This is a genomic window from Aquisalinus flavus (assembly GCF_014640095.1).
Taxonomy (GTDB): Bacteria; Pseudomonadota; Alphaproteobacteria; order Caulobacterales; family Parvularculaceae; genus Aquisalinus; species Aquisalinus flavus.
Genome location: NZ_BMGH01000001.1, coordinates 1,879,488 through 1,905,099 on the forward strand (window position 1 = coordinate 1,879,488; position 25,612 = coordinate 1,905,099).

Annotated in this window: 24 protein-coding genes; 9 read left to right on the forward strand and 15 right to left on the reverse strand. The window is 61.8% G+C overall.

Going from position 1 to position 25,612, the window contains the following annotated elements; translation table 11 throughout:
- Positions 1–136: 136 nt before the first annotated feature.
- From IEV88_RS08680 to IEV88_RS08690, 3 genes are all read right to left on the reverse strand, one after another.
- A complete protein-coding gene (locus tag IEV88_RS08680; RefSeq protein ID WP_188158822.1) occupies positions 137–1,558 on the reverse strand; it encodes a M23/M56 family metallopeptidase in 1,422 nt (473 codons plus the stop codon).
- Between the two features lie 95 nt (positions 1,559–1,653).
- A complete protein-coding gene (locus tag IEV88_RS08685; protein ID WP_188158821.1) occupies positions 1,654–3,249 on the reverse strand; it encodes a M56 family metallopeptidase in 1,596 nt (531 codons plus the stop codon).
- Positions 3,249–3,650, reverse strand: a complete 402-nt coding sequence (locus IEV88_RS08690) for a BlaI/MecI/CopY family transcriptional regulator (protein WP_188158820.1) — start codon at positions 3,648–3,650, stop codon at positions 3,249–3,251. Before IEV88_RS08690 ends, IEV88_RS08685 begins: the two co-directional genes overlap by 1 nt.
- A gap of 147 nt (positions 3,651–3,797) precedes the next feature.
- On the opposite strand from IEV88_RS08690, the gene IEV88_RS08695 reads away from it, so the two are divergent.
- Positions 3,798–4,802, forward strand: a complete 1,005-nt coding sequence (locus IEV88_RS08695) for a DUF3667 domain-containing protein (protein WP_188158819.1) — start codon at positions 3,798–3,800, stop codon at positions 4,800–4,802.
- On the opposite strand, the gene IEV88_RS08700 is transcribed toward IEV88_RS08695, so the two are convergent.
- On the reverse strand, positions 4,799–5,230 hold the full coding sequence (locus tag IEV88_RS08700; RefSeq protein WP_188158818.1) for a hypothetical protein: 432 nt from the start codon (positions 5,228–5,230) through the stop codon (positions 4,799–4,801). The genes IEV88_RS08695 and IEV88_RS08700 overlap by 4 nt on opposite strands.
- A gap of 143 nt (positions 5,231–5,373) precedes the next feature.
- Between IEV88_RS08700 and IEV88_RS08705 the strand changes: the two genes are divergently transcribed.
- The gene (locus IEV88_RS08705; RefSeq protein ID WP_188158817.1) at positions 5,374–6,399 is read left to right on the forward strand and encodes an aspartate-semialdehyde dehydrogenase; all 1,026 of its coding nucleotides are present in this window, start codon (positions 5,374–5,376) and stop codon (positions 6,397–6,399) included.
- A 51-nt stretch (positions 6,400–6,450) separates the two neighbouring features.
- Here IEV88_RS08705 and IEV88_RS08710 read toward each other — a convergent pair whose 3' ends face one another.
- Both IEV88_RS08710 and IEV88_RS08715 read right to left on the reverse strand, forming a co-directional pair.
- Positions 6,451–7,515 carry a zinc-binding metallopeptidase family protein gene (locus IEV88_RS08710; protein ID WP_188158816.1) on the reverse strand — a complete coding sequence of 355 codons (1,065 nt, stop codon included), beginning with the start codon at positions 7,513–7,515 and terminating at the stop codon, positions 6,451–6,453.
- Positions 7,516–7,564: 49 nt separating this feature from the next.
- Positions 7,565–7,711, reverse strand: coding sequence for a hypothetical protein (locus tag IEV88_RS08715; protein WP_188159264.1), 147 nt, complete (start codon positions 7,709–7,711; stop codon positions 7,565–7,567).
- Positions 7,712–7,969: 258 nt separating this feature from the next.
- Here IEV88_RS08715 and IEV88_RS08720 point away from each other — a divergent pair, with 258 nt between their 5' ends.
- The gene (locus IEV88_RS08720) at positions 7,970–8,356 is read left to right on the forward strand and encodes a YkgJ family cysteine cluster protein (protein WP_188158815.1); all 387 of its coding nucleotides are present in this window, start codon (positions 7,970–7,972) and stop codon (positions 8,354–8,356) included.
- A 22-nt stretch (positions 8,357–8,378) separates the two neighbouring features.
- Here the strand turns inward: IEV88_RS08720 and IEV88_RS08725 are convergent, their stop codons facing one another.
- The 3 genes from IEV88_RS08725 to IEV88_RS08735 all read right to left on the reverse strand — a co-directional run bounded on the left by IEV88_RS08725 (position 8,379) and on the right by IEV88_RS08735 (position 11,330).
- Positions 8,379–9,698, reverse strand: coding sequence for an acetylglutamate kinase (locus IEV88_RS08725; protein WP_188158814.1), 1,320 nt, complete (start codon positions 9,696–9,698; stop codon positions 8,379–8,381).
- Between the two features lie 166 nt (positions 9,699–9,864).
- Positions 9,865–10,233, reverse strand: a complete 369-nt coding sequence (locus IEV88_RS08730; protein ID WP_188158813.1) for a hypothetical protein — start codon at positions 10,231–10,233, stop codon at positions 9,865–9,867.
- A 101-nt stretch (positions 10,234–10,334) separates the two neighbouring features.
- Positions 10,335–11,330, reverse strand: coding sequence for an N-acetylornithine carbamoyltransferase (locus tag IEV88_RS08735; RefSeq protein ID WP_188158812.1), 996 nt, complete (start codon positions 11,328–11,330; stop codon positions 10,335–10,337).
- Between the two features lie 148 nt (positions 11,331–11,478).
- On the opposite strand from IEV88_RS08735, the gene IEV88_RS08740 reads away from it, so the two are divergent.
- A complete protein-coding gene (locus IEV88_RS08740) occupies positions 11,479–11,940 on the forward strand; it encodes a hypothetical protein (protein WP_188158811.1) in 462 nt (153 codons plus the stop codon).
- A 56-nt stretch (positions 11,941–11,996) separates the two neighbouring features.
- On the forward strand, positions 11,997–13,007 hold the full coding sequence (locus tag IEV88_RS08745) for a DUF6807 family protein (RefSeq protein WP_188158810.1): 1,011 nt from the start codon (positions 11,997–11,999) through the stop codon (positions 13,005–13,007).
- A 103-nt stretch (positions 13,008–13,110) separates the two neighbouring features.
- Here the strand turns inward: IEV88_RS08745 and IEV88_RS08750 are convergent, their stop codons facing one another.
- The 4 genes from IEV88_RS08750 to IEV88_RS08765 all read right to left on the reverse strand — a co-directional run bounded on the left by IEV88_RS08750 (position 13,111) and on the right by IEV88_RS08765 (position 17,429).
- Positions 13,111–15,090: a glycoside hydrolase family 97 protein gene (locus IEV88_RS08750; RefSeq protein WP_188158809.1), complete on the reverse strand. Its 1,980-nt coding sequence runs from the start codon at positions 15,088–15,090 to the stop codon at positions 13,111–13,113.
- 112 nt (positions 15,091–15,202) lie between these two features.
- The gene (locus IEV88_RS08755) at positions 15,203–16,207 is read right to left on the reverse strand and encodes a glutamate cyclase domain-containing protein (RefSeq protein WP_188158808.1); all 1,005 of its coding nucleotides are present in this window, start codon (positions 16,205–16,207) and stop codon (positions 15,203–15,205) included.
- Positions 16,182–16,781 (reverse strand): hypothetical protein, encoded by a 600-nt coding sequence (locus IEV88_RS08760; protein ID WP_188158807.1) that lies wholly within the window; start codon positions 16,779–16,781, stop codon positions 16,182–16,184. The genes IEV88_RS08755 and IEV88_RS08760 overlap by 26 nt, the downstream gene beginning before the upstream one ends.
- Positions 16,782–16,796: 15 nt before the next feature.
- On the reverse strand, positions 16,797–17,429 hold the full coding sequence (locus IEV88_RS08765; protein ID WP_188158806.1) for a LysE family translocator: 633 nt from the start codon (positions 17,427–17,429) through the stop codon (positions 16,797–16,799).
- Positions 17,430–17,539: 110 nt separating this feature from the next.
- Between IEV88_RS08765 and pepN the strand changes: the two genes are divergently transcribed.
- From pepN to IEV88_RS08785, 4 genes are all read left to right on the forward strand, one after another.
- A complete protein-coding gene (pepN, locus tag IEV88_RS08770; protein WP_188158805.1) occupies positions 17,540–20,155 on the forward strand; it encodes an aminopeptidase N in 2,616 nt (871 codons plus the stop codon).
- Between the two features lie 90 nt (positions 20,156–20,245).
- Entirely contained in the window at positions 20,246–21,121 is an 876-nt protein-coding gene (locus IEV88_RS08775; RefSeq protein WP_188158804.1) for a restriction endonuclease, read from the forward strand.
- A 189-nt stretch (positions 21,122–21,310) separates the two neighbouring features.
- The gene (locus IEV88_RS08780) at positions 21,311–21,937 is read left to right on the forward strand and encodes a porin family protein (RefSeq protein ID WP_188158803.1); all 627 of its coding nucleotides are present in this window, start codon (positions 21,311–21,313) and stop codon (positions 21,935–21,937) included.
- A 283-nt stretch (positions 21,938–22,220) separates the two neighbouring features.
- The gene (locus IEV88_RS08785; RefSeq protein WP_188158802.1) at positions 22,221–24,617 is read left to right on the forward strand and encodes a sensor histidine kinase; all 2,397 of its coding nucleotides are present in this window, start codon (positions 22,221–22,223) and stop codon (positions 24,615–24,617) included.
- An 18-nt stretch (positions 24,618–24,635) separates the two neighbouring features.
- Here IEV88_RS08785 and IEV88_RS08790 read toward each other — a convergent pair whose 3' ends face one another.
- Together IEV88_RS08790 and IEV88_RS08795 are read right to left on the reverse strand one after the other, a co-directional pair.
- The gene (locus tag IEV88_RS08790; RefSeq protein ID WP_188158801.1) at positions 24,636–25,193 is read right to left on the reverse strand and encodes a periplasmic heavy metal sensor; all 558 of its coding nucleotides are present in this window, start codon (positions 25,191–25,193) and stop codon (positions 24,636–24,638) included.
- A 1-nt stretch (position 25,194) separates the two neighbouring features.
- A complete protein-coding gene (locus IEV88_RS08795; RefSeq protein ID WP_188158800.1) occupies positions 25,195–25,605 on the reverse strand; it encodes a hypothetical protein in 411 nt (136 codons plus the stop codon).
- Positions 25,606–25,612 lie beyond the last annotated feature (7 nt).

The window sequence follows — 25,612 nt, forward strand, 5'->3', positions numbered from 1 at the left end:
CCGCGCTGGCCACCCCGACCCATCAATAATTTCATCCTGGCCGATTGAGAATGCCTATAGGTGGAGGGCACACGGGTGGCCACAACGAAAAAGCGCCGGTCGCCCGGCGCTTTCCGTCCCTGCCCGGATTGACAGCTTACTTGTTCAGACTGGACCAGACCGTTGCAGGATCGACCATCTCACCATCGATATAGGTCTCGATATGGACATGCGGGCCGGTAGTCTGGCCGCTCATCCCGATCTCGGCGATCTTCTGGCCCCTGGTCACACTGTCACCCTTGGCGACATTGAAGTCGCCCAGATGGGCGAAAGCGGTCGTGATGCCGCCGGCGGACTGCATGACGATGACCTTGCCGTAGGTCTCCTTATCCTTGTACGTCTCGCTCACATCGATGATCACGCCATCGGCGGGGGCGCGGACCGGCGTTCCCATCGGTGCCTTCACGTCAACGCCGTGATGGTGCTGTTTCCTGGCCTTATCCTGCGGATTGCTGCGCATGCCATAGGGGGAGCTGATCTGGCCGCCTTCCACGATCGTGGCATTCGCTCCGGAAGCCGCGCTCGCGCCGGTGCCGAGGGTCACCGCCGCACCAATCCCGACAATACTGAGGCAGGCGACGGCCATGTACAGCCCGGCTGCGGCAAAGGGTGACTTGCGGGCGCTAGCCGCACCCTCCATAATGTTGGCTATTCTCATCTTTTCGTCCTTTAGCTGAGAGGTTGAGAACGCGGCAGGCGGGCATGGCAGTGCCCGGCCTGCCTTTTTGTTTTCGGCAGAGAGTTTTGTCAGTCGCAGGGCCGCCAGCAGCGTACGGGCATAGGCCTTGCGCGTGGATGCATCAGCGCGCGCCAGCGCGGCGCGGTCGCATTGCAGTTCGGCGGACAGGCGCCAGCGGCGCACCATCATCGCGATGAACGGGCTCGGCCACAGCAAGATCGCGGCGAGCGAGAACAGGAAGGCAAGGTCAGTATCACGGCGCGTGAGATGCGCCGCTTCATGGGCGATGACTGGCTCGATCGCGTCCTCGCCCACTTCCTCCAGCAGGCGCGCCGGCAGCACGATGGCGGGCTTGCCACCGACCAGAATGCCGGAGAACGCGAAGGGGGAAATGTCCTCGGTGCAGACCAGCACCGGCACGTCGGTGTCCGATACGAACACCGGGCAAGACCGGCGCACCAGCAAGGCGAGCCGGATGCGGCCGATGAAGAAGGTCGTCAGCAGGACCGCCGCGACCGCCAGGTAAAGAGCAGCGATGGCGACAAGCGCCACGTCGAGCAGACCGGCAAGCGGCATCACCGCCGCCTCACCGCCCGCCCCGTCCGCGACAGGCGCGTCAAGGAAGGAAAGATCGTCAGGCACGGCGATCGTCACACCGCCGGGCATGGCCGGCAGAAAGCTGGCCGCGAAAAGCCCGGTCACCGGCAGCACGGCAGCCAGAAGGTGCAGCGCCCACCAGGCCGACCAGTCGGACCGGGTCTCGCCGCCAAGATAGCGCGCCGACAGCCAGACAAGCCCGGTCCAGACAAGTGCGAAAGTCAGTAGAGTGATGAAGGTCATAACCTGCCCTGATCAGCGCGTTTCGCGCCCTGATGTCTGCCCGCCCGTTGTCCTCCGCCACGCCTTGGCACGGCGCGGCGGCACGACCCGGTATTTTACTCTTGCCCGGCCGGTTCGGCTGCCTCGCGGCGTTCGAGGTCCGCGCGCAAGTCGACCTGATCGCGCTCGACACGCACGATCTCGACCCTGATTTCGCCTTCCGCCTCGGCGATATTCGCCAGGGCTCTCTCGATTTCGGCGTCAACCCGGGCCTTTTCCGCGTCGCTCAGACCCTCGACATTGCCAATCTCGACACGCGCTTTCTCGATGTCCATCCGGGCACTGTCGATCTCGTCACGGGCCTTGTTCACCTCGATCCGCGTGAGGGACATCTCCCGATCGGCCTGTTCGATTTGCTGCATGATCTCGGCTTTTTCTTCGGCGCTCATGTCATCCCATTCGCGCACGGTTTTGGTGCCGTCCCTGTACACGATGACCTGCCTGATGCGGCCTTCATCGTCGCCGAGATTGTTAATGGTCAGAACGTCCGACGCACTGGTGCCCACACGAACCTCATCGCCGGACGCGGCCGGATGCACAGTGATAACCCTGTGTGGTTTAGGATCGGTGGCGGCGGTCTTTTCCTCCGCCTGATCCGCCGTCATCGTCGCCGCACCGGCACAGCCGGCAAGGGCCAGCGCCATGGCAGCGCCTCCGAGCGTCAGCCTCTCGCGCAGGCCGATGGCCTTCACGCCGCTACCTTTAAGAATTCTCGACAGTCTCATTTTTTCGTCCTTTAGCTCTGTGGTTGAAAAGGCAGCCAGAGGGCATGGCAGTGCCCCGTGCTGGCTGGGGATACGCAGGGCATCGATGAGCGATTGCGCATAGGCCCTGCGCGTGGCGGTGCTGGCCCCCTTCAGGGCCGCAGCATCACAGGCAAGCTCGGCGGAGAGCCGCCAGTCGTCGATCAGTGATCTCACGAACGGGCTGACCCAGAACAGGATCGCCAGCACGTTCAGCCCCATCGACCATTCCGGATCCCGGCGGGCGATATGGGCACCCTCATGGGCGATGATGCTATTCAGCCGCTCGCCATCCATTTCGTCGGTCAGACAGGACGGCAGGATGATCGCCGGCGTGAACCCGCCGCGGGCAAAGGGTGTCATCGCCTCCTGCGTGATCAGCACCGGGGCCGGACCGCGCAGCGTCGGCTCCGGCCTGGCACGGGCAATGATCGCCTCGACACGTGACCGCCCGACGGCAAGGCGCAGGCCAAGAAAGACGACACCGCCAACATAGACCAGCGCCAGCAGCGGCGCGATGAACGGCAGGATGGTGCGGAATATCCCGGCGAAAGGCGGCAGCAGAATGAAGCCGGTCTCACGCTCGGTGGCGGTCAGACTGACTATAGCCGGGTCGGCTGGATGCCGCAGCGAATCGGGTGCAGGCAGGGCCGTTGCCTCCCCCGCCAGCGCGGTCTCCATCGAGAGCAATGACAGGCCATCAAGGAAAGCGGGCTTCAGCGACGGAAACAGCACCATCAGTACCAGGAATATCGGCGGCAGCACGCAGGCGATGATCGCCGCGAGCCAATAGGCCGGCCATGACAGATATGGCGCGGTATCCCGCGACAGGGTCTGGTGCAGGTCGACAGCGGCGCGGACAAGGCCGCTCCATACGAAGGCGACGAGCAGGAACAGGATGATCGCCATCAGCGCGCCTCCCCCTCATCATCGCCCTCATCCAGCATCGCCTGCAGCTCGTTCAGTTCGTCTTCGCTGAGCAGCCTGGAATCGGTGAAGGCCGTCACCGGCAGGGCGCCGTTGATCTCCAGCACCCGCGCGGCGAAGTCCCGCGTCATCGCGGCGATGGTCGCGAGCTTTGTGACCCCGGCGGCATAGACGCGGATGCCGTGCACGTCCTGCGTTGCCAGCAGGCCCTTGTCGACCATGCGGTCGAGCGTCTTGCGGGTCGAGGAATAGGACCAGCCAAGGTCAGCGGAGACCGCATCATGGATCTCGCGCGCACTCTGGCGGCCGGACGACCACAGCGATTTGAGGATGGCCAGTTCGCTCTGGGACGGTTTGGCGGCGGACTTATCGGCGTTTGACATGACGGTGACTTCCTTTGTCGCGAGTGTGCGACATGTGTCGCATCTCGTCAATCGGGATTTTTGTTAACTGGGTGTAACATGGGCGATTGGCGCGCCGCCCGGTGCGCCCAAGAGTAGGCATCTGGTTTCCAAGGGTTCCTGAGGGCGATGAGTAATATCCGCAATATCTGCAGCAATTGCGGCAATTCCCTGCGCGGCAGATATTGCCATGATTGCGGCCAGCGGGCGAACGAGCCACGCCGCGCCGTCATCGGCCTCGTTCAGGACTTCTTCGTGGAAACCCTGTGGCTCGACGGGCGGCTGCTGCGATCCATCGGCCTGCTCCTGTGGAAACCAGGTCGCCTCGCCCGCTATTATCTGGATGGCAAGCGGGTGCGATACACCCCGCCCTTCCGCATGTATCTGTTCGCCAGTGTCTTCTTTTTCTTCCTGACCTTCCTGCTGATCGGATCTGCCGGCAACACCGCCATTGATGACGAGACCATAGCCATTCGCGATTTCGTGCGCGGGATCGAGGAGGGTATCCGGGACGACAGCGACCGTCCGGCGCCCGCCGATGGGGAAAGTCCGGACGCAACACCGCCCGGCGAGGGGTCAATCGAGCCCGAAAGTGAGGGCGGTGCTTCAGGCGAGGCTTCCAGCCCCGATGGCGGATCGTCCTGGTTCGATCAGACCTGGGAAGAGATGTCCTATACCGGCCCGGCCTGGTTCGAGCCGCATGCCCGGCGGCTGCACTATGCCACCACCCGTGTCATCGACGAGCCGCGCCTCTATCTCAACTCGCTGCAGAACAATCTGCCCCGCGTCCTGCTGCTCGCCCCGCTCTTCTATGCCTCGCTGCTGGCGCTCTTCTATATCTACCGGCGCAAATTCGTGTTCTACGACCATCTTGTCGTCAGCCTCTACATGCATGCGGCACTCTACGCCTATCTGCTGATCGCGCTCATCCTGTCGATGATCCCGCTGCTTGGCTGGCTGGTGCCGTTCCTGCTGATCTGGCCGGCCCTGCAGCCCTATGCCGTCCTGCGCCAGGCCTATGGCTCCAATTGGGTCTCCGTCGTCGGCAAGGGATTCCTGATAACGTCGATCTACAATATCGTCGTCTTCATCCTCGTCCTCTTCGGCGTGTCCTACGCGCTGTATCAGAGCTAGTTCAGGATGATCGATTCCGTGCAGTAATAGGCGACGGCGTCCTTGTTTGCCTGCATCACGACCTTCGTGCGCGCCTTGACCATTGCCTTCGTCTCGAAGGCCAGCTTGAACAGGTCGTAGAGCGTCGTCTCCCTGAAATCGAGGGTGACATTGGTATAGTCATCATTGCAGATATAGATATTGCGGGTCTGGCCGCCGCCCTCGTCGATCCCGAGCGCGACGATGCTGCCGGTGAAATAGAACAGATCCTGCACCTGCCCCTCGATCACGACATTCTGCGGCTGGCCGGGCTTTGGCTGGGCCAGTTGCAATTGCGGCGATGGCGTTACCGGTTGCTGGCTCAACATACGGACGGGCTTCGTATCCTGCGCGAACGCCGTGCCGAAAAGGACGATGAAGGCACCGGCGGCAATGATGAAATGTCTCATGTCTCTCTCCTTTGTGGCCAGAGACTAGCACGGGACGGCGCGCCCTCACACTTGCTGATGACAGCTGTAGAATCCCTCACTTGACATTATCTCGCGGGAAGGCCAAGCCACGCGCTCGAAATCTCTAAAACTGGAAGTTGATGATGGCTTACAATGTAGCAGTGGTTGGCGCGACCGGTAATGTCGGCCAGGAAATGTTGTCAATCCTCGAAGAGCGGATGTTCCCGGTCAAGGACGTCTACGCGATTGCCTCACGCTCGTCGCTCGGCCGCGAGGTTTCCTATGGCGACCGCACGCTGAAATGCCTCGACCTCGAACAGTTCGACTTCTCCAGGGTCGACATCGCGCTGTTCGCCGCCGGCGGGTCCGTCTCCGCTGAATGGGCACCAAAGGCCGCCAGGGCCGGCGCCATCGTCATCGACAACTCGTCCCACTTCCGCATGGACCCGGACGTGCCGCTGATCGTGCCGGAGGTGAACCCGGACGCCGTTGCGGGCTATGCGAAGAAAAACATCATCGCCAACCCGAACTGTTCCACCGCCCAGCTGGTCGTCGCGCTAAAGCCGCTGCATGACCGTGCGAAGATCAAGCGTGTCGTCATCTCCACCTACCAATCCGTTTCCGGCGCCGGCAAGGAAGCGATGGACGAGCTGTGGACCCAGACCAAGGGCATCTATGTCGGCGACTCGCCGACGCCCTCGGCCTTTACCAAACAGATCGCCTTCAACGTGATCCCGCATATCGACGTGTTCATGGATGATGGGTACACGAAGGAAGAGTGGAAGCTGGTCGCCGAAACCAAGAAGATACTCGACCCCAAGATCAAGCTGACCGCGACCGCCGTGCGCGTGCCGGTCTTTGTCGGCCATTCCGAAGCCGTGACGATCGAGTTCGAACGTCCCATCTCCGACCACGAGGCACGCGACCTGCTGCGCGAATCCCCAGGCCTGATGGTCGTCGACAAGCGCGAGGACGAGGGCTACATCACGCCGGTCGAATGCGTCGGGGATTTCGCCACCTATGTGTCGCGCATCCGCACCGACCCGACGGTCGATAACGGCCTGGTCCTGTGGATCGTCTCCGACAATCTGCGCAAGGGCGCGGCCCTGAACGCGGTACAGATCGCCGAGCTTCTGCTCAACAAGGGCCACCTGAAAACCCGCAGCTGATCGCTCCTGTCCTGAAACAGGCAAAAGCCCGGCCATTGCGCCGGGACCCTGTTACGCCCGTGCGGGCTGGGCACTATCCGCGATCAACTCGTGTACAAATTTCAGCTTGGCTGTAATGCTCGGTGTCAGGACGAAAGGATAGAGATCGCGCTGGCCCATCGACTTGTTCAGCGTGTTGAGCGCCGTCGTCAGCGGCACCCAGCCCTCCAGCATGGCCTCGAAACTGCTGGCCATGCGGGTATAGTCGATCGCCATGCGGTTGGCGCCCTTCCGCCCGGCCCGCGGCTCGATCTTCACGCCGAAATACTCCGCTGTCTCCAGCGTATCGACGATGTGCATGTAGTGGGCCCAGGTCTCGGCAAAATCCTCCCAGGGATGGGACGTCGCATAAGCGCTGATGAAATTGCGCTGCCAGCCCGGCGCCGGGCCGTTCTGATAGTGCTGTTGCAGGGCTGACGAGTAATCGATCGTCTCGTCGCCGAACATCCGGCGATAGCGCTCGTGCCAGGGGCCGCCGGCGACCAGCATGTCCCAGTAATAGTGTCCGATCTCGTGACGGAAATGTCCGAGTACGGTGCGATAGGGCTCGTGCAGGTTCTTGCGGTTCACTTCGCGCTTGGCATCGTCCGCCTCGTCGAGGTTCAGCGTGATCAGCCCGCTCTCATGGCCAGTGATGACGCCGTCCGGTTCTGCCTGCGGCGACAGAAAATCGAAGGCTATGCCGCCCTTGGGGTCCTCGGTCTTGCTCGGCACGCTCAGGCCGAGGCGCAGCAGGCCATAAACGAGCCGGTGCTTGGCGCTTTCGAATTTCTGCCACAGGGCGCGGTTTTCCGGCGGCCCCAGATCGGGGATCGTCCGGTTCAGCCGGCAGGCGATGCAATAGTCCTCGCCGCTGCTATCCGGCACCAGCCAGTTGCAGACCCGTTCCTGCGCATTGCGGCAGAAGCGGACCTTGCCGCGCCAGTTGCCGACAGGCTTCCACCCATCGCCGGTTTCCTTCAGCGTGACAAGGCTCAGCGTTTCGGAGTTGAAGCCGAGCCGGTGACCGCATTTCTCGCAGGTGACATTCTCGAAATAGAGAAGCTGCCCGCAATTCTGGCATTCGAAGAGTTTCATGGGTGCTCCTGTTCAAGCCCGATGCAGAACACCCGGGAAATAAAGGCGTTCAGTGCTTGGCAGGCTTGCCTGGTTTCGAAACCGGCGTGCGGAACGCATCGCTGACGGCGGATGGGGCCCCGCCTGCCTTCTTGTCTTTGTTTTGCTTGGGTTTCTTGAGTTCGCGATTACTGCGTTGTTGACCTTTGGCCATCATGTAGTCCTTCGAAAATATATCCCGGTACGCCCGGGCCCGTTTTGAAATAGAGTAGAGAATATCCTGACCGGCACGTGAAGGTCATTCGCCTTGCGCGTGTCAGACGTCTCGATCATGGGCCTCTTGGCCGGATATAACAAGCGTCATGGCGTGCCCGCAAAACAATCCTCTTTTCACCGCCACGCAAAGGCGCTAGATACCCGCCGCTCACCGGAGTTCGGCATAGCGCCGCGCAGGGCGGAGCCTTACCGGACCCTTATGACACCCGAGATCGATTGCACGCGTTGCGGCGCCTGTTGCTTCTCGTCCAACCCCCATTATGTCCAGATCCTGCCGCAGGATGCCGGGCGGGAGATCTCGCCGCTCACCGTGCACGAGGCCAATGGGCGCCAGTATCTCAACATGGATATCAGGTGCGGCCACTGCGCCCTCCTGACCCTGACGGTCGACGGACGGCTTGCCTGTGGTGATTATGATAACCGGCCCGAAGCCTGCCGCGCGTTTCGCGCCGGCTCGTTCGAATGCCAGATGGCGAGGAAACATCGCGGTCACCTGGCGGCAGCGAAGATGGCCACCGCCTTCACCGTGGTGCCGGAAGAGGCTCCCGGTGCGGCGATCATCACCGCCGACCCGGCCCGGCAATAGACGAGCCGTTCAATAGGGGTGCCTATTTGAAGCTTTCCGGCAGGGCGGTAATCGCCTCGACTTCCCCGGCGATGGTGGCGAGATCGACATTGCCCTTCCAGAACATCGTCCAGCGACCGCGCTTGATCGCGCCATCTGAATTGACGCGATAGAACTCATTGAACGGATTTTCCGTCCGTGAGCGGAGGAAAAAAACCGGCACGTCAGCGCATAGCTGCTGCCAGACCGCCTTGGCGAGACCCTCGCCCCGCGCGCTTTCGGCGACGGCGAACTTGTCGAGATAGGGATAGGACAGCCCCGCAGGCTTCGTCACCAGGGCCGCGGCCCGATAGGTCTCCGACACGACGGCCCGATCGATATCTGTCGCGCCCCACCAGTCGGCCTTCAGCGTCCGGCCGAATCCTTCCTCGATCAGGGCACAGATCCGCGTGCCCTCCAGGCGATCCTTGCCGTGATGGAGGTGGATCGCCTCGCCCTGGCGGATATAGGTGCCCGACCCGCCATGGGTGAACAACTCCTTGATCAGCTCGCCGGGCCGGGTGATGGAGATCGAGCTTTCCAGCGGCAGGTCATCGAGCAGCTGCTTGATTTCCTTGAGCTTCAGCCGCATGCCGGAATGCACCCAGGGCTCGCTCATCAAGCGCTCGTAATCCGCGGTCAGATTGATCGTGTCGATGACCTTGCCCTCTTCGTCGAGAAGGCCGCCGACACCGGACAGGAACACGATCTTCATCGGCTGCAGCGCATGAACGAGGGCCGCGACCACCGCATCGCCATTGATGTTGACGATCTGCCCGCCCGGCGCGACGCCCAGGCAGGTCAGGATCGGCATCGCGCCGGAGGAGATGACCGAGCGGATCAGATTCTGCTGGATACCCCGGGCGCGGCCGACAAAGCCGTATTTGTCCCGGTCGAGATAGTCCGCCTCGATCACGCCGGAATTGAGCGTGTGCGCCTCGACGCCCTGGGCCCGCACCGCCTCGACCAGTTTCAGGTTCTGGTCGAGGAAAACCTTGCGCGCGACATCGAGAACGTCAGGGCTCGTTACCCGCAACCCGTCGATCTTGTCGGAGGTCACGCCGCGCGCTTCCAGTGCCTTGTCGAGTTGCGGCCCGCCGCCATGGATCACGACCGGCGTCAGCCCGACCTGATGCAGGAAGGCAAGCGCCGAGGCGGTTGCTTCCAGCTCTTCCTCGATGATCGCCCCGCCGATCTTGATCACGGCAAACCGGTCCGCCTCGACGGTCGAGAAGCGCTGCAGATAGGTGCGCACTTCCTTGGAGCCGCTCATGGACGAGAGAAGCTGGACGATCGCGCTGCGGATATCGGTCTGTTTGGTCATGATCTTCGACTTGATCCCCTACCCGGTACGGGCCCCTGAACGGCTTCTGTACGGCCCATGAATGGCCGGACTTTTCGTTAAACGGGGTGTATCCGGCAATGCCGGAGGCCGCAATAGTGGAATCAAATGTCAGGGAAATGCCCGGCTGTGGCAGATATCGCCGCACCTAGACATCGTCGATCAGCGGCTCGAACTCATACTCCCGGGCGGGGCATTCGCGCGTCCCGAGCGCGGTGACCACGGCGCGCAATTCCTGCTTGGTCGCGGTATAGCGCTTCTGCGCCTCGACCTGTTCGAAGAACATCTTGCGCTCCTCGGCCAGTTCCTCTTCGGTTACCGGGCGCTGATCGCTGCCGTCGGTCGCCTTGCCGGAACGCGAGGCGATGAACTCCGCCGCCAGCCGGTCGGAAATCTCGTCATAGATCTCGCACAGCTCATACAGCTCCATGTCCTCGTATTTCCGCTCCGGCGCGACCGGGTCGGCACCGGCTGACGGGTCAGCCATGACGAAAAGCAGGAAAGCGGCAAGGACCATCTGACGGTATTCTCCCCGAATATCGGTAAGGGATCAGGAAAGGATCGGCCCCCAGCTTCACACTCGCCAGCGCAAAGTGCAAGCGGCAGCTGACACCAGCCCTACCCCAGCAGGTGCTTCATGATCGCCTTTTGCACATGCAGGCGGTTCTCCGCCTCGTCATAGGCCATGCAGGCGGGGCTGTCGAAGACCGCATCGGTCATCTTCACATTGCGCCGCATCGGCAGGCAGTGGGAGACAACGGCATCATTGGTCATCGCCATCTTCTTCTCGTCGACGATGAAATGCTGGTGCGCATCGCGGATCGGCTTTTCCGGCTCCCAATTGCCGAAATAGGGCAGCGCGCCCCAGCTCTTGGCATAAACGACATCGGCGCCGGAATAGGCTTCCTCGATATCGTGGGTCACTGTCAGCGAGCGCCCCTGCCCGCTCGTGTCTTGCCGGGCAATATCCATATAGCGCTGGTCGAGCACATAGTCCGGGGTCGGACAAAGCAGGGTCACATCCATGCCGAACTTGGCCGCAATCATCAGCGCGGAATTGGCGACCGCCGTGTTCAGCGGCTTCGGGTGATAGGTCCAGGTCAGCACGAATTTCTTGCCGTCGAGTTCGCCCATCCGCTCTTGCAGCGCCATGACATGGGCCATCTCCTGGCACGGATGCGTGATCGTCTCCATGTTGATCACCGGCACGGAGGCATATTTGGCAAAGCCGTTGAGGATCTTGTCCTTGCGGTCCTCTTCCCAGTTCACGAATTTCGGAAAGGCACGCACGCCGATCAGGTCGCAATAGCGCGACAAGACGCCGGCCGCCTCGGCAATATGCTCTTCGGCATCGCCATCCATGACGACACCGTCCTCGAACTCCAGCGGCCACATGCCGCCGGACGGCGACAGCACCACCGCATGCCCGCCAAGCTGGTTGGCCCCGACATCGAACGAGGTGCGCGTCCTCAGCGAATTGTTGAGGAACAGCAGCGCGACGGTCTTGCCCTTCAGCGCTTCGCCGATCGGGCTTTCCTTCAGGCGCTTGGCTTCATCAAGCATCGCCTGCAGCTCGGGGCGGGTGTAGTCATAGGTGTTCAGAAAATGTTTCATGCGCTAGCGCTTTAGCGGATGTTATTGGCAGAATAAAGCTGAAATCCGGACCGGTTTGGACGATCCATTGCCTCCGCAACAATGGCGCCGGGCGACCCGCATGCCTATACTCCATCACTCAAAACGAACCTTGTTGAGACAATTCCCTATGCCGGCGCGCAGTCCCCATCCCATCCTGAAGGCCCTTGGCTATGGCGCCATCGCCATCCTTCTCCTGCTCTATATCGGCGTGCCCATCGGCATCGCCACGGGCGTGATGATGTGGGTGCGGTCGGGCGAGTTCGGCCCGGTCAGCGTGGAAAACTGGCGAACCATCGCCACAGTCGGTGGCGGCTGCCTGTTCATCTACGCCCTGTTCCATCTGACGACCTGGCTGGGCCACAGGCTGTTTCCCAACAGCAGCCTGCTGACGACAGTTGCAAGCTGGGCGATCCTGACCGGCTTCTGCGCCCTTCTCTTCATTTTCCTGCACCTGTCGCTCGGACTGCTGCCCGACGCCGACCCGGTGGTGGAGATCGCCTCGATCGCGCTGATCAACGGGACTTTCGCGATCGTGGCGCTGATCCATTATGCGATCACGCTCGGCGTCGACGGGATCACCGGGCGGTGAGGTTCTTGGCAGCACTAAACTGTGCTAAGGACAATAAGAGCCAAGGGGTGGGAACGATGCAGACAATTCTGATAACAACGGTGGCGCTCAGCCTTCTGACAACGGGCACGGTCGCAGCGCAGGAGGAAGAGCCGGATCGATCAGAGACAATGCCGGACGCGCGACCGGTGCTTGAACAACTGGAAGAGATCGTCGCCGACAGGGGCGAGCCAGAAAAGTCGTCCGCAGCAATGATGGCGCCCTCCAGCCGGGGTGGCCTCATTCTCTTCGGCGAAAACGCGCCAGTGCTCGCGGTGCAGTTGGCGCCATATCCAGAAGATCAATATTGGCGGCGCTACTATATTCATCCTTTGTTTGCGCCCTCGCAGGCGATTCTCACTGAGGACGCGCCGGAAGACCATCCGCACCACCGGGGTATCTTCACCGCTTGGCGCCGCATCCATATCGATGGACAGTCCATTGGCGACAGCTGGTCCGGCGAACATGTTCATCAAGGCGACGAAGGACCGCAAGGCTTGGGATGGGCTTATGGCGATGACAGGGACCCCCATTACGACATCAAAATGATGTTTCATTTTGATTGGTATTCTGATCTTTTTCACCCGACCGAACCCTTCATGCGCGAAACCATGCGAATCAAGGCGGATGAAGAAACCGCTGACGGCTTGCGCAAGATACTAATCAGCACTGAGGTCACTGCCCTCACTCCCGGCCTGCAGCTGGGCGGCACCGATGACGAGAAAGGCTATGGCGGCATGTCGTTCCGCTTCGCACACCCAGACAAGATGGACATCGAGAGCGATGGCGAGAGGCTCACCGCCACCAATGCCGCGATGCAGACCGGTGAGACGGTGGCGTTCCTGTGGGATGGTCAGGGCAAGGACGTGCCGCCCAACTGGCCACAGGAGATCAGCGTCGCCTGCACCGTCAATGGCGAACCGTGGACCAACTGGGTGCTGCGTCAGGAATTATCGATGCAGAACTGCGCCTGGCCCGGCAACACCATGGCCGATGTCCCGATGGACGAGCCGGTGGTGATCGAAGCGACGATCACCATCCGGCAATAAGCAGGCCCTTCGTGGCTCGCCTGCGGCGAGCACCTCGGGGTGAGGCCGCACTCAAACCCTCATCCTGAGGCGGCTGCGAAGCAGCCCTCGAAGGACGAGGGTTTTACTCGCCCAGCACCATGACAAGGCCGCCATAGGGCTCCAGCGCGACGGTCGGCGTCACTGAATCAAGCGTGCCTTCCTCCGTACCAAACCCATCTTCGCCATCATCCGACAGTGTGAACAGGGCATCACCGCTCTCGGCGATATCGCTCAGGTCGAGATCGATTTCCATCGCCTCGCCCGTGCCATTGATCGCGCCGACATACCAGACATCGCCCTTGCGCCGCGCGACGACGGCATATTCCGCGATCTCGCCGGCCAGCAGCTTCGTCTCGTCCCATGCCGCCGGCACGGAACCGAGAAAGTCGCGCCAGTCCTGCGGGATCGCGGCATAAGCATCGGCGCTGTCCGACAGGTGCAGCACGCCGCTTTCGAACACCACCGCCAGCGCCGCTTCATGGGCATTCGTCGTCAGGCGCGTATTGTCAGCGAATTGCGAGAAATGCACCGGCGTGTAGTCCATCGAGCCGATGACATTGCGCAGGAACGGGTGGGTCGCGTTCTGCGCCGGGGCCTTTGCGGTATAGTCTGCCTGCCCCTCAAAGGAATAGAACTCCGCGCCGCGCACGGCTTCCTTCGTCATCATATGCGGCCAGGTCCGCTCCCAGCCGCGCGGGATAGTCGAGCCGTGAAAATTGGTCATGATGCCGAATTCCGCCGCATCGGCCAGCAGCGCATGATAATAGGCCATCATGTCCTGCTTGTCGGACTGCCAGAAATCGACCTTCACGCCGCGCACGCCGAGGCGCTGCAGCTTGGCGAACTCGGCCCGGCGCTTGACCGGGTCGCTCATGATATTGCGCGGCTGTTCGCTGACGATATTGTGCCGCCCGCCGGAATTGTACCAGAACCACAGGCCGACGCCCTTTTCGTCCGCATACGCCACCAAATCTTCCATGGCGCTGTTGCCCATCGTGTTCCAGTTGGCATCGACCAGCGTATATTCGGCGCCCATGTCAGCGGCCAGATCGATGGATTTTTGCAGCTTTGCCATGTCCGTCGGCGAGCCATGGTCGGACAGCCAGCTCCATGTCGCCGTACCCGGTTCGACGAACCCGTCCTCCTCGACTTTGGAGGGTTCCGCGAGGTGGAAGACCAGATTGCTTTCGGCAATGTCAGCCAACTCGTCGGAAACGATGGCAAAGCGCCACGGCATTTCCCACGGCAGGGTCCAGCTCGGCGTGTTCTTGCCGAAGCCTTCGGCCTCCTGCGCCATCGGCGGCGCGATGGTGTAGACCCCGCCCGGCGCGTCGGTCGCCAGATGGGAACCCTGATAGCTGCCATCGACATCGGATTCATGGATCAGCACATACAGGTCATTGACCTCGAACAGCGACGGGAAGCCCCAGGCCGTGCCCGCGCTTTCCGGCGTCGACGTGCCCGTCGGCTGGGCGGTATAGAAGGTCTCATAGGACGGGTGATAGGTCGTGTAGAAATCATAAGGCGCGCCCCAATGAGTGCCGTCTTCGCCCAGATTGAACCCGGTCGCTTCGCGCGTCACCTCGTGGAAGAAGATATCATCCTCGGGCAGCACGTAGCGAAAGGCGACGCCCTCGTCATAGGCGCGCAGGTCGAGCCGCAGCAGGAGTTCTGTCTCGTCATCGCGGAAAGTCAGCGACAGGCCGTTCCAGCCGGCCTCGTTTTCCAGCCGCTTGCCGGTATGCATGGTATAGGCGTCGGTGCCCCCGGACTCATCGACCGACACGAAGGACAGCCCCTCGCTGAAATCGGCAATCGTCTCAACGCGCTCATAGCCCTTGGTCGCTTCCAGCGTGAAGCCCAGCGGCGACCAGCCGATTGCCTGACGGCTCTCGTCGCCCCCGGCATAATCGACGCGGTAAGACACCCCCTCGCCCGCCTCGTGCCTTGCGGTGATTGTCAGATCGCCGTCTGGCGAGGCAACAGTCCAGTCCTCCGCCATGGCGGGCACGGCAAGGGTGGTGGCAAATGTAATGAGTGCGGTCGCAGCAGAAAGGCGCATGGTGTTTCCTTCGTCCCGTAACTTGTTTTCAGTATATTTTTCGGGATTTTAGGCACAGAACCGGCGTGGCGCGCAAGAAAAACCCGTCGCTACATGCCTGCGGATGGACCGCTCAGCGCGTCAGACGGTCGGCCAACGCCCTGAAGGCGCCAATTTTCGCGTCATGGTCCGCCAGCGGGATATTGTCGACGGTCGATGTCTGGCGGCGGGTCACGCCATCGACGGCGCCAGCGTCCTTGCATGCCGCGAACAGCTTGCGATTGGTTTGCGCCGACAGGAATTGGAACAGAAGGTCGCGCCTGTCGGGCAAAGCCACCGCGAGGCCGGCAAGAAGTCCGTAGGCCCCCCAATTACTGACGCCGCACAATGTCAGATAGTCGACCTTGGTGCGGCTGACGATGGTGCTGCCCTTGTCGACATAATGCGCAATCCGGTCGATACCGACCTTGCCCATGCCGATCTCGTTGCCGCCATCGGCAAAGCCTGCCGTCTTCCACGGGCAATTGCGGAACAGCGCATCGGCAGCGATGATATGCGAGCTGATCTGCTCGGCGCGCATGTTGTAATATTCGCCATCGCGGGCCTTGCCCGGGCGTTCGATGGCAATGAGATGGGTGATGCCCAAGGTCTGCAGCCGGGAACGGATGCCGCGGCCATAGACCGTGCCGTGGTTGCAATTTTCGTCCAGCAGGATCTTTCCAATTCCGGCACCACTGTTCTGAGCGGCGCCGTCGATGATAGCGTCGACGATGCGCCCTGCCATGTGGTCCGAGATGATGACCGACTTCCAGCCCAGGGCAGCAAACGCCCCGGCCAGCATTCCCGCGCCGATGGGACCGTCATTCTCGAACTGCACCGTGCCATCGGGCAACAGGATCGGAAAGCCGGTCAGGATGCCGATGCAGGGCTCGACGCCGTTACCGGCCAGGTCCTCGGCCAGCCGATGCAGTGAAAAACTTGCCGGTGTACGGATGTTGCCGATGCCACGGCTGGCACCGTCGACGATCAGCCCCCGCGCGCCCTCACGGAAAAGACGCAGGCGATCGCGCCGGGTCAGCCCGCGACGGGTTTTGACAGCGCCAGCGGGCAGGTCAGCTTTGGGTCTGGTCTGGCTCATACAACTCGCCCCTGAAGGGTCGCAACGGCTTGGTCTTCTCGGCTTCCTTCAACAGGTAGTTCCAGAAGCTGTAAATGTCGTGGCGATAGCATTTGCGCAAATAGTCCAATACCGGCTTCATCAGCATATAGTCGGCATTGGATACGGTTACCAGAACGCGGATGATCTCGATCGGAATGTTCCGGTTGTAAACCAGCAGGCCCAGATCCTCGAAGAAATTGCAGATCATGCGATACTCGTCCTTCCACTGGGACGACTTCATGAAATCAGCGCAGGATGCGTGATTCTTCTCGAGATCCTCGAGCGAAGGCGGCGGCGTGGCCCGCACGAGATAGAGTTTCTGCAAGACCGCCGACCAGCGGCTCGCGATCTCGAAATAGAGCTGCGCCTGCTCGGTTTTCTGGGTCCGCAACATGTTCTGCGACGTCTGCCAGATACCGATGGCCAGACCGCCCGTGGTGATGATGAGCAACACGAAGCTGGCGCCGTCGAACGTCATGGCAAAGGCCCAGAACGCCTCCCACCCCGCTGCAAGTTTATCCAGCAATCCCGACTGCATGAGCGCGTATGGCATGATCCCTCTCCCCTCTTACGCGTTTGCGAACAGGCCGGTTGCCCACAGCTTGTAGACGGCGAGCAACACGGCAAGAACCATCAGCCCCGCCAGCACGAGCCGCAGGATGCGGTTCTGGCGTGGGCTGGAAAACAGTCTGGCGAGCCCCTCGCCCGCCAGCATCCAGACATTGTTCATCACCAGCGCGATCGCAAACCCGGCCAGGCCCGCCGCCGCGATGCCGGTCCGCCCCTCAAGCTGCGCCGGCACGAAGGACGCATAGAGCGTCGCAAAGGCGGCATAGACCTTCGGGTTGACGATATTGATGATGAACCCGTCGACCGGTCGCGGCCGGCGCTTGCCGGCCGCCTGCAACTGGCTGCGCTCGATCGGCGGCGCCGACGCGATGCCCCAGGCGATATAGAGGACATAGCAAAGGCTGAGCGCCAGCAAGAGCACGGCTGCGGCCGGCACCGCAGCGATCAGCGCGGCAAAGCCAAAGGCACTGAGCAGCATCGCGGCGAACAGCCCGGCCATGATGCCCGCATAGAAAGGCAGCGTCGCGCGATAGCCCCACGCCGCCCCGCTCGCGGCCAGCGCGATCGGCGCCGGTCCGGGCGAACCGAGCATGGCGAATGCGGCCATGAACAGGATCACAAACTCCTCCATCGCCATTTTATAGGCGGGTTTTGGCGGACCTGTCAGCTACAACCGGCAGCGTGACATTCTCCCCCGCGTGCCCGTTGCGCGGAACCCGGCAGCGGCCTACATCAAGTCCCATGAAAACAGACACAGCGCCGCAATCGGCCCCGAAAAAGATCTTCCTGAAGGACTATGCCAAGCCGGATTACCTGGTCGAGCATGTCAGCCTGACCTTCGCCCTGGACAAGACGAAAACGCGGGTCACGGCGCGGCTTTCAGTCAAGCGCAATGACGGTGCCGCCGCCGATGCGCCGCTGGTACTCGATGGCGAGGATCTCGACCTCGTCGCCATCGCCGTGGATGGCAAGTCGCTTGGCGAGGACGCCTACACCTATGAGCACAATGTGCTGACCGTGCGCGATGTGCCCGCCGCCTTCACGCTCGAGACCGAGGTTCTGATCAACCCGGACGCCAACACCAAGCTGTCCGGCCTCTACATCTCCAACGGCATGTTCTGCACCCAGTGCGAAGCCGAGGGCTTCCGCCGCATCACCTTCTTCCCCGACCGTCCGGATGTGCTCTCGACCTATGATGTCCGCATCGAGGCCGACAAGAGCGCCTATCCAGTGCTGCTCGCCAACGGCAATCCCGGTGACAAGGGCGACCTCGAAAATGGCCGCCATTTCGCCGAATGGGCCGACCCGCATCCCAAGCCCGCCTATCTGTTCGCGCTGGTCGGCGGTGACCTCGCCCACAAGCAGGACAGTTTCACCACCATGTCAGGCCGCGAGGTGACGCTGCAGATCTTCGTCCAGCCGCACAATCTCGACAAGACGGATTATGCCCTCGACGCGCTGAAGCGCTCGATGAAATGGGACGAGGAAACCTTCGGCCGCGAATACGATCTCGACATTTTCATGATCGTCGCCGTCGATCACTTCAATTTCGGTGCGATGGAGAACAAGGGGCTGAACATCTTCAACTCCTCCTGCGTTCTGGCGTCCGAGACGACCGCGACCGATGGCGATTTCGAGCTGATCGAGTCCATCGTCGCGCACGAATATTTCCATAACTGGTCGGGCAACCGCGTCACCTGCCGCGACTGGTTCCAGCTCTGCCTCAAGGAAGGCTTCACCGTTTTCCGCGACCAGGAATTCACCGCCGATCAGCGCTCGCGCGCCGTCGCCCGCATCCGCGACGTACGCCGTCTGTGGCAGCGCCAGTTCCAGGAAGATGCCGGCCCCCTCGCCCACCCGGTGCGGCCGGAGAGCTACATCACCATCGACAATTTCTACACCGCCACCGTCTATGACAAGGGCGCCGAACTCGTCCGCATGATGAAGACCCTGCTGGGTCCAGAAGATTTCCGCAAGGCGACCGATCTCTATTTCGACAGGAATGACGGCACCGCCGCGACGGTCGAGGATTTCGTCGGCGCCATGGAAGAGGCCTCGGGCATCGACCTGACGCAATTCCGGCGCTGGTATTCCGATGCCGGCACGCCGCAGATCAGCGCCACGGAGGCCTGGGACAATGGCACCTACGCGCTGACCCTGACCCAGCACACCGACCCGACACCGGGCCAGGACGACAAGGCACCGCGACACATCCCCGTGCGCATGGGCCTGATCGGGCCGGACGGGCCGATGGTCGACGAGAAAGTGCTTCAGCTGAAAGAAGAGAGCCAGACCTTCACCTTCGATGGATTGCAGACCAAGCCGGTCGCCTCCCTGTTTCGCGGCTTCTCCGCCCCGGTTACCGTCAAGCGAGAACTCGACACCGAAGAGCGCTTGCGTTTGATTGCACAGGATACGGACAGTTTCAATCGCTGGGCCACCGCCCACGCCTTCGCCATGGATCTGCTGAAATCCATGGCCGGGCAGCAGGAGATGAAGAACAGCCATGAAGCGCTGATCTCCTATGCCAAGGCGATCGAAACGATCATCACCGACGAGACACTGGAGCCTGCCTTCCGCGCCGAAGTGCTCCGTGTGCCGACCGAGACCGACATCGGCCGCGCCGTCGCGCAGATCGACCCGGACGCCATTTCCGAGGCGCGCCGCAAGTTCCGCCGCGGCCTGCTCGAGACCCTGAAGGGCACGCTGTCCGATCTCTATACGGCCAATCTGGTCAATGATGACTACGATCCCGGCGCCGATCAGGCCGGCAAGCGCGCCCTGAAAAACGCCGCCCTCGCCCTGTTGATGGCCGAGCCGTCTGATACAACTGCCGAACTCGCCCTGAGACAGGCGGACAACGCCACCAACATGACCGACGAGGCCGGCGCGGTGTCACTGCTCGCCCAGTCGAACCGGCCGGAGCGAGAAGACGCCCTGTCGCGTTTCTATGACAAGTGGAAGCACGACCCGCTGGTCGTCAACAAATGGCTGGTTTGGCAGGCGCTCGCCGGCGGTGAGGATGCGCTGGACAAGATCATCGCGCTGACCAGGCACGAAGCCTTCGACATGGGGAATCCGAACAAGGTGCGCTCGCTGATCGGTGCCTTTGCCATGGAAAACCCCAAGGCGTTCCATCGCGCCGACGGGGCCGGCTATGACTTATTCTTCGAGAAGGTCCGAGAACTCGACAAGCGCAACCCGCAGGTCGCTGCGCGCCTGCTGACGGCGACGGAAGCCTGGCGCAGGCTGGAGCCGAAACGCCGCGACATGCTGGGCTCCCGCCTCAAGGCGCTGGCGCAGGAAGACGGCCTGTCGAACAACACTTTCGAGATGGCAGAGCGCCTGTCGGATTGAAGCCGCGGTTAACGAAAATTAGCCAGCTTCCTTAAGCAAGCCTTATTCGCTGCGTTGTATCGTCGGCGCCATGCAACTTGGGGCGGGCATATGGCACGGCGTCCATCGCGAAAATCTGGCGCGCTGCCTTGGCAGGCGCAACTTTTCATGCTTGGCCTCGCAGGCTGGTACGGCCTGAACCATTTTGATGCCTTCGAGGGTGGCGCATTTACCGCCTTCGTTATTGGCGCCATGACGATTGTCTTTTTGGCCGTCTCCATACCCGCCGTGGCAATATTTCTATTCCACAGAAGCCGGGCTAGAGCGTTTCAAAAGCGCCTCGATATGCAGATGGAGGAACACCGGGTTACGCTCGCTGCACTTTATATGCGGACACGTAACCAGGATGATTTTGGCAATATCGACGACACGCTTTGGCGCAGGAAAATAAATGAATTCCTGCAAAAGCAAGTATATCAGGGTACGGATTTCCGTGAGTGGGCAAAATCACGAGAGGCCGCCGAGGCACTTGTCCACGTCGATGCTTTCGCCGCAGCGGAAGTGCAGGCAGTGCGCGCGCACGACCCGATATTGACGCGAGAACCGGCTACTCTGAGTCCCACCCAGTATGAAATCGTGTGCGGCAGGGCTCTCAAGCAGAATGGTTGGAAGGTTCGGTTGACCCCGGCCAGCGGTGATTCCGGTGCTGACGTCATTGCCCAAAAGGGCCCGGTCAGGCTGGCCATACAATGCAAGCGCTATTCAGGCAAGGTTGGCAACAAGGCGTTGCAGGAGGTGCATGCCGCAAAGACGCTCTATCGCTGTACACATGCATGTGTCGTGGCGCCCTCCGGATTCACCAAGCAGGCGCTGTATGAGGCGAATGGGCTCAATATCGATCTGCTCCATCACGCGGAGCTTGTTGCCCGCGCCGAAAGCCTGTTGAGCCACGCAACGAAGAACAGGAACCTTTCAGCTAGCGGCTGATATGGTCCGGCCCCATTACGGCGAGATTGTGATCACTCCATTCTTACCGTAATTTAAGCTCCGTACACGCTCACTGTTGCGTAATCACAACACTCTTTCGCCTGCCACAATAATACCCAAATTCTTACCGGAACATTCCTCCTTCCACGTCGTTTACGGCACATGTCTGCAATGGAAAGGACTAATGTTATGAGTAAGAAAATTCTGGTCGCTACTGCGAGTGCCCTGGTGATGGGCGGTGCCTCCACGGCCATGGCCCAGAACTATGCCACCGAAGACACCGGCTTCTATATCGGCGGCGGCTATACCTTCCTTGATGTGGAAACGGATAATGACATCGGTGACAACACCAATGCCGCAACCGCGCGCCTCGGCTATCAATTCACTCCGAACTGGTCGGTCGAGGGTGAAGGCACGTTCGGCGTCGATGATGGCGAATTCGATTATGAAGGCAGCGAGGACGATTTCGACTTCGATGCCAACAATGACGGCGACATCGACGATGCGCTGATCGGCACCGGCGATATCGGCCTTGACTATCAGGCTGCCATTTTCGGCCGCTACACCCTGCCCGTCAGCGACCGGTTCGATGTCTTCGCCCGCGCTGGCTATGGCTTCACCGAGATCGATTCCACGATCGAACTTGCGGATGGTACCGAGTTTCGGACCGGCGGGTCCGAGAATGGCGCCGCGTTCGGGGCCGGGGCTGCGTTCGATGTTACTGAATCCAGTTCCATCCGTGCCGATTACACCCGCTACGAATATGACGAGGCCAATGCCGATGCCGGCACCGTCTCCTACGAGTATAAATTCTAGCGATAGCTGACCCACTTGCTGCGGCCCTCCCTGCCCGGGTGCCGCAGCCTTTAAAGCCGCTCCGCGTCTCGCGAAGCGGCTTTTTTGCGTTTCGACATGCTGCACGGTAGAGTGGTATTGGGGAGAAATAACCGGTGAAATCAGGGGTTTGTTAACCCTTTAGGGCGTGACAGGGTGAGTCGAACCGGAATAGTTTCAAAACAGTAAACATTCGGCTGTTATAGCCCCCGAGACTGAACGACCCGAGACTGCCCGACGACGAGAACCCCCGACGACGAGAATCATGGCTCACCTCGACAACACCAAATCGCCAATGGCACTGGGCATTCCGCGCGACGATAGCGCCGGGCGCACTCCGTCCACAACCGGCGATGACGGAATGCTGGACGCCATCTCCCGCCACCAGGCGACGGACACGGCGCAGGATGAGCGCCCGGTTGACCGTTTCGTCATCGAGATGCCATCGTTGAAGGCTGTCGCCATTCTCGGCGGGGTCCTGATGGCAGCGATTTCCCTGCTCATCATGTTCCGCGCGGCTGGCGAGGCCGGCGACCGCCGCATCGAGACGGAACTGGTCCAGAGCCGTATCGCCGTTGCGACCGCCGATCAGCTCGCGCCGTTGCGGGTCGCCGACCCGTCGATCGAGGCGAGCCTCGTGCGCCGTATCATGCTCGACAACTCAGTCGGACCGCGCACTGCTGTCTTTGACATCGCCGCGGACCGGTCTTCCTATATCAGCGCGGGCGCGACCGATTTCTATGCCCTGCATCCCGATGACATGGCGGGCTTCAACCTGTCCCAGCCTGGTGTCTCACTGTTTGAAAAGGGCGCGGTCGCCAATGGCACGATCGGCGAGACGATGGTGACATGGCGCCCGATGGCCGACGGCCGCGCGGTCGTTGTGCTCTCCCCGGCGCGGGATATTTTCGCCCGCACGCCGCCATGGATCACCTCGTCCATGATCCTCGCTGTGTTCCTGCTGATCGCCGGCAGCATGTTCCTGCTTGTGCGCCGGCAATCGCTGGCCATGGGGCGCGCCAGCAACGCCCTCGCCGATGCCCGGGAACGCCTGTCGGCGTTCGAGGATCTCGGCGGCGGGTCCTGGTCCGTCGATCCGAAGGCCGGTCTCGTCACCCTGCCGGCGTCATTGATGCAGAAACTCGGTATCGGCTCGAAAGACCGCAAGCTGGTGCTGCGCGAGGTGTCCGGCCTGATCCATCCCAAGGATATCCGCCCGGTCCTCTCCCTGTGGTCGGGCAAGTCGGACAGCGCCCAGCCGATGCAGTTCCGCATGCGCTCGGGCACGCGCGGCTGGATCTGGGTCATGACCCGCCTCGACACCCTGTCGGATCCCTGTCACGGCATCATCGTCCCGTTGGGCGAGAACCCGGTCGATAATGGCCGCGCCGCCAAGCTGCAGGCACGATTGACCGACGCGATCGAAAGCATCCCCGAAGCATTCCTGCTGTGGGACGACCAGGGCCGGCTGGTCACCTGGAACCGCAAATTCTGCAACATTTTCCGGATCCAGCCGACGCGGCTTGTCGCCGGGCAGAATATCGGCCTTGTCGCCGATCTGGCCGAAGAGGACAAGGAAACGGTCACGGAATATTTCGGCCCGCCCGCCGATGGCCGCGAGCAATCGCTGGAAGTGCGCCTGCCCGGCAATCGCTGGGGCCATGTCTCCCGCCGCCGCACCCAGGAAGGCGGCTGGGTCTGCGTCGTTACCAATATCACCGACATGAAGCGCCGCGCCCGTGCCCAGAAGCGCAAGGAGCGCGAACTGGAGATGACGGTGGAGACGCTGGAACAGTCCCGCTCCGAACTGCGCGAGGCGATGCACAATTACCAGATCGAGAAAAAGCGGGCGGAGGATGCCAACCTCTCCAAGTCCGAATTCCTCGCCAATATGAGCCACGAGCTGCGCACGCCGCTGAACGCCATCAACGGCTTTTCGGAAGTGATGCAGTCGGAGCTCTACGGGCCCATCGGTCATGCCAAGTACAAGGAATATATCGACGACATTCTCGGCTCCGGCCGTCACTTGCTGGCGCTGATCGACGACATTCTCGACATGTCCAAGATCGAGGCCGGCAGGATGGAGTTGAACCCGCAGCCGGTCGACCTCGAACGCATTCTCGGCGAGGGCCTGCGCTTCGTCGAGCCGGAAACGCGCGAACGCGATATCCTGCTGACATCCTCGATCAACACGCTGCCCTCGGTCTGGGCGGATAACCGCGCGACGAAACAGGTCTTCGTGAATCTGTTGTCCAATGCGGTGAAGTTCACCGAGGCAGGCGGCTCCGTTACCGTGACGGCGCAGGCCGACCTCGATTCCGTCACGGTACTGATCGCCGATACAGGCATCGGCATCGCCCGCGACCGCCTGCAGAAACTCGGCGAGCCGTTCGAACTGATCGAGGATCACCTGGCCAAGAGCCGCAATGGATCTGGCCTCGGCCTGGCCCTGTCGAAATCACTGATGGAGCTGCAAAGCGGCCTGCTCGTCATGGCCAGCGAAAAAGGCCGCGGTACTGTCGCCGCCTTCACCATTCCGCGCCGCGCGGGCGTCACGGTGAAAGTTCCGGAAATCCTGCGCCGCCACGGTCATGTGCTGACCAGATTGCCGAGCCCGGCGAGGGCTGCGAGAGTCGGCGCACAGGAACGCGCTGCGGAATAGCCGCTCCGGCCCCGGCTGCTACTCGTCGTCCATCGGCCGCAGGGGCCGCATGTCGCGGGAGCCTTCACGCTCCTCCCGCCACTCCTCGATGCGCCCGCGCCAGCGAGCCCGCATTTCCTCTTCCTGCTCGATGACGCGCTCGGCAAAGGCAATGCGCTCTTCATCGGGCAGGCTCGTCACCATGTCGAGAACGGTGGAATACATCAGGTCCTTGCCCTCGGCTTCCAGCGTTCTCATTTCCTGCGACAGCTGGCGGAAGGCATCCTCGTCGAAGTCAGGCTTGCGCATCAATTCGAGCGCCTCGCGTCTCTTCATCCAGACCTCGCGGTGCAGGTCACGGGCCGCCGGGATCTGTCTACGGATCTTCTCGCGCATTTTCAGGCGGAATTCCTCCGGCAGGTCCTCGAAGGCGCGGGGTGACAGGAACAGGTCGTCACCGCCGCCACGATTGTCATGATCGCCATGATGGCGCGGGCCATCCATGGGCGGCCTGCCGCCATGCAGGACTGTCCCGCTGAGGATCGCGAAAGCGAGAAAAACGTTGACGACGAGCGATGCTATCAGGGCAAACCGCATGTTAAAGGTCCTCCTCAAGCAGCGTGGCGAGTATATCGTCAGACTGCAGATAAATGGCAAACTGCTCTTCCGGTGTCACGCCTTCACCCACAGGCGAAACGGACGGCAGCACGGCGCCGGCAATGATGCCCGCGACCCCAGCCGCGGCGAAGGCCTGCCACGCAGGCGGGCGGAAAAAGCCGGTAATCGCCGACAGGCCCTTGCGCTGCCATGCCGGTGCCGCGGCGGAGCGCTCTTCACGCGCCCCCGCCGGCGCGGCGGCGTCGGGCAGCTGCGCCATGATCCGCGCCATCGCTGCCTCGCCGAGCGGCGGTGCCGGGTCATCGGCCCTGTCACGGGCAATCGCCGCGATGAGCTGGCGGTCTTCAGGCTCTAACTCCGTATGCGTTTTCATCTTGTTTCCATCACTCATTTCCGTC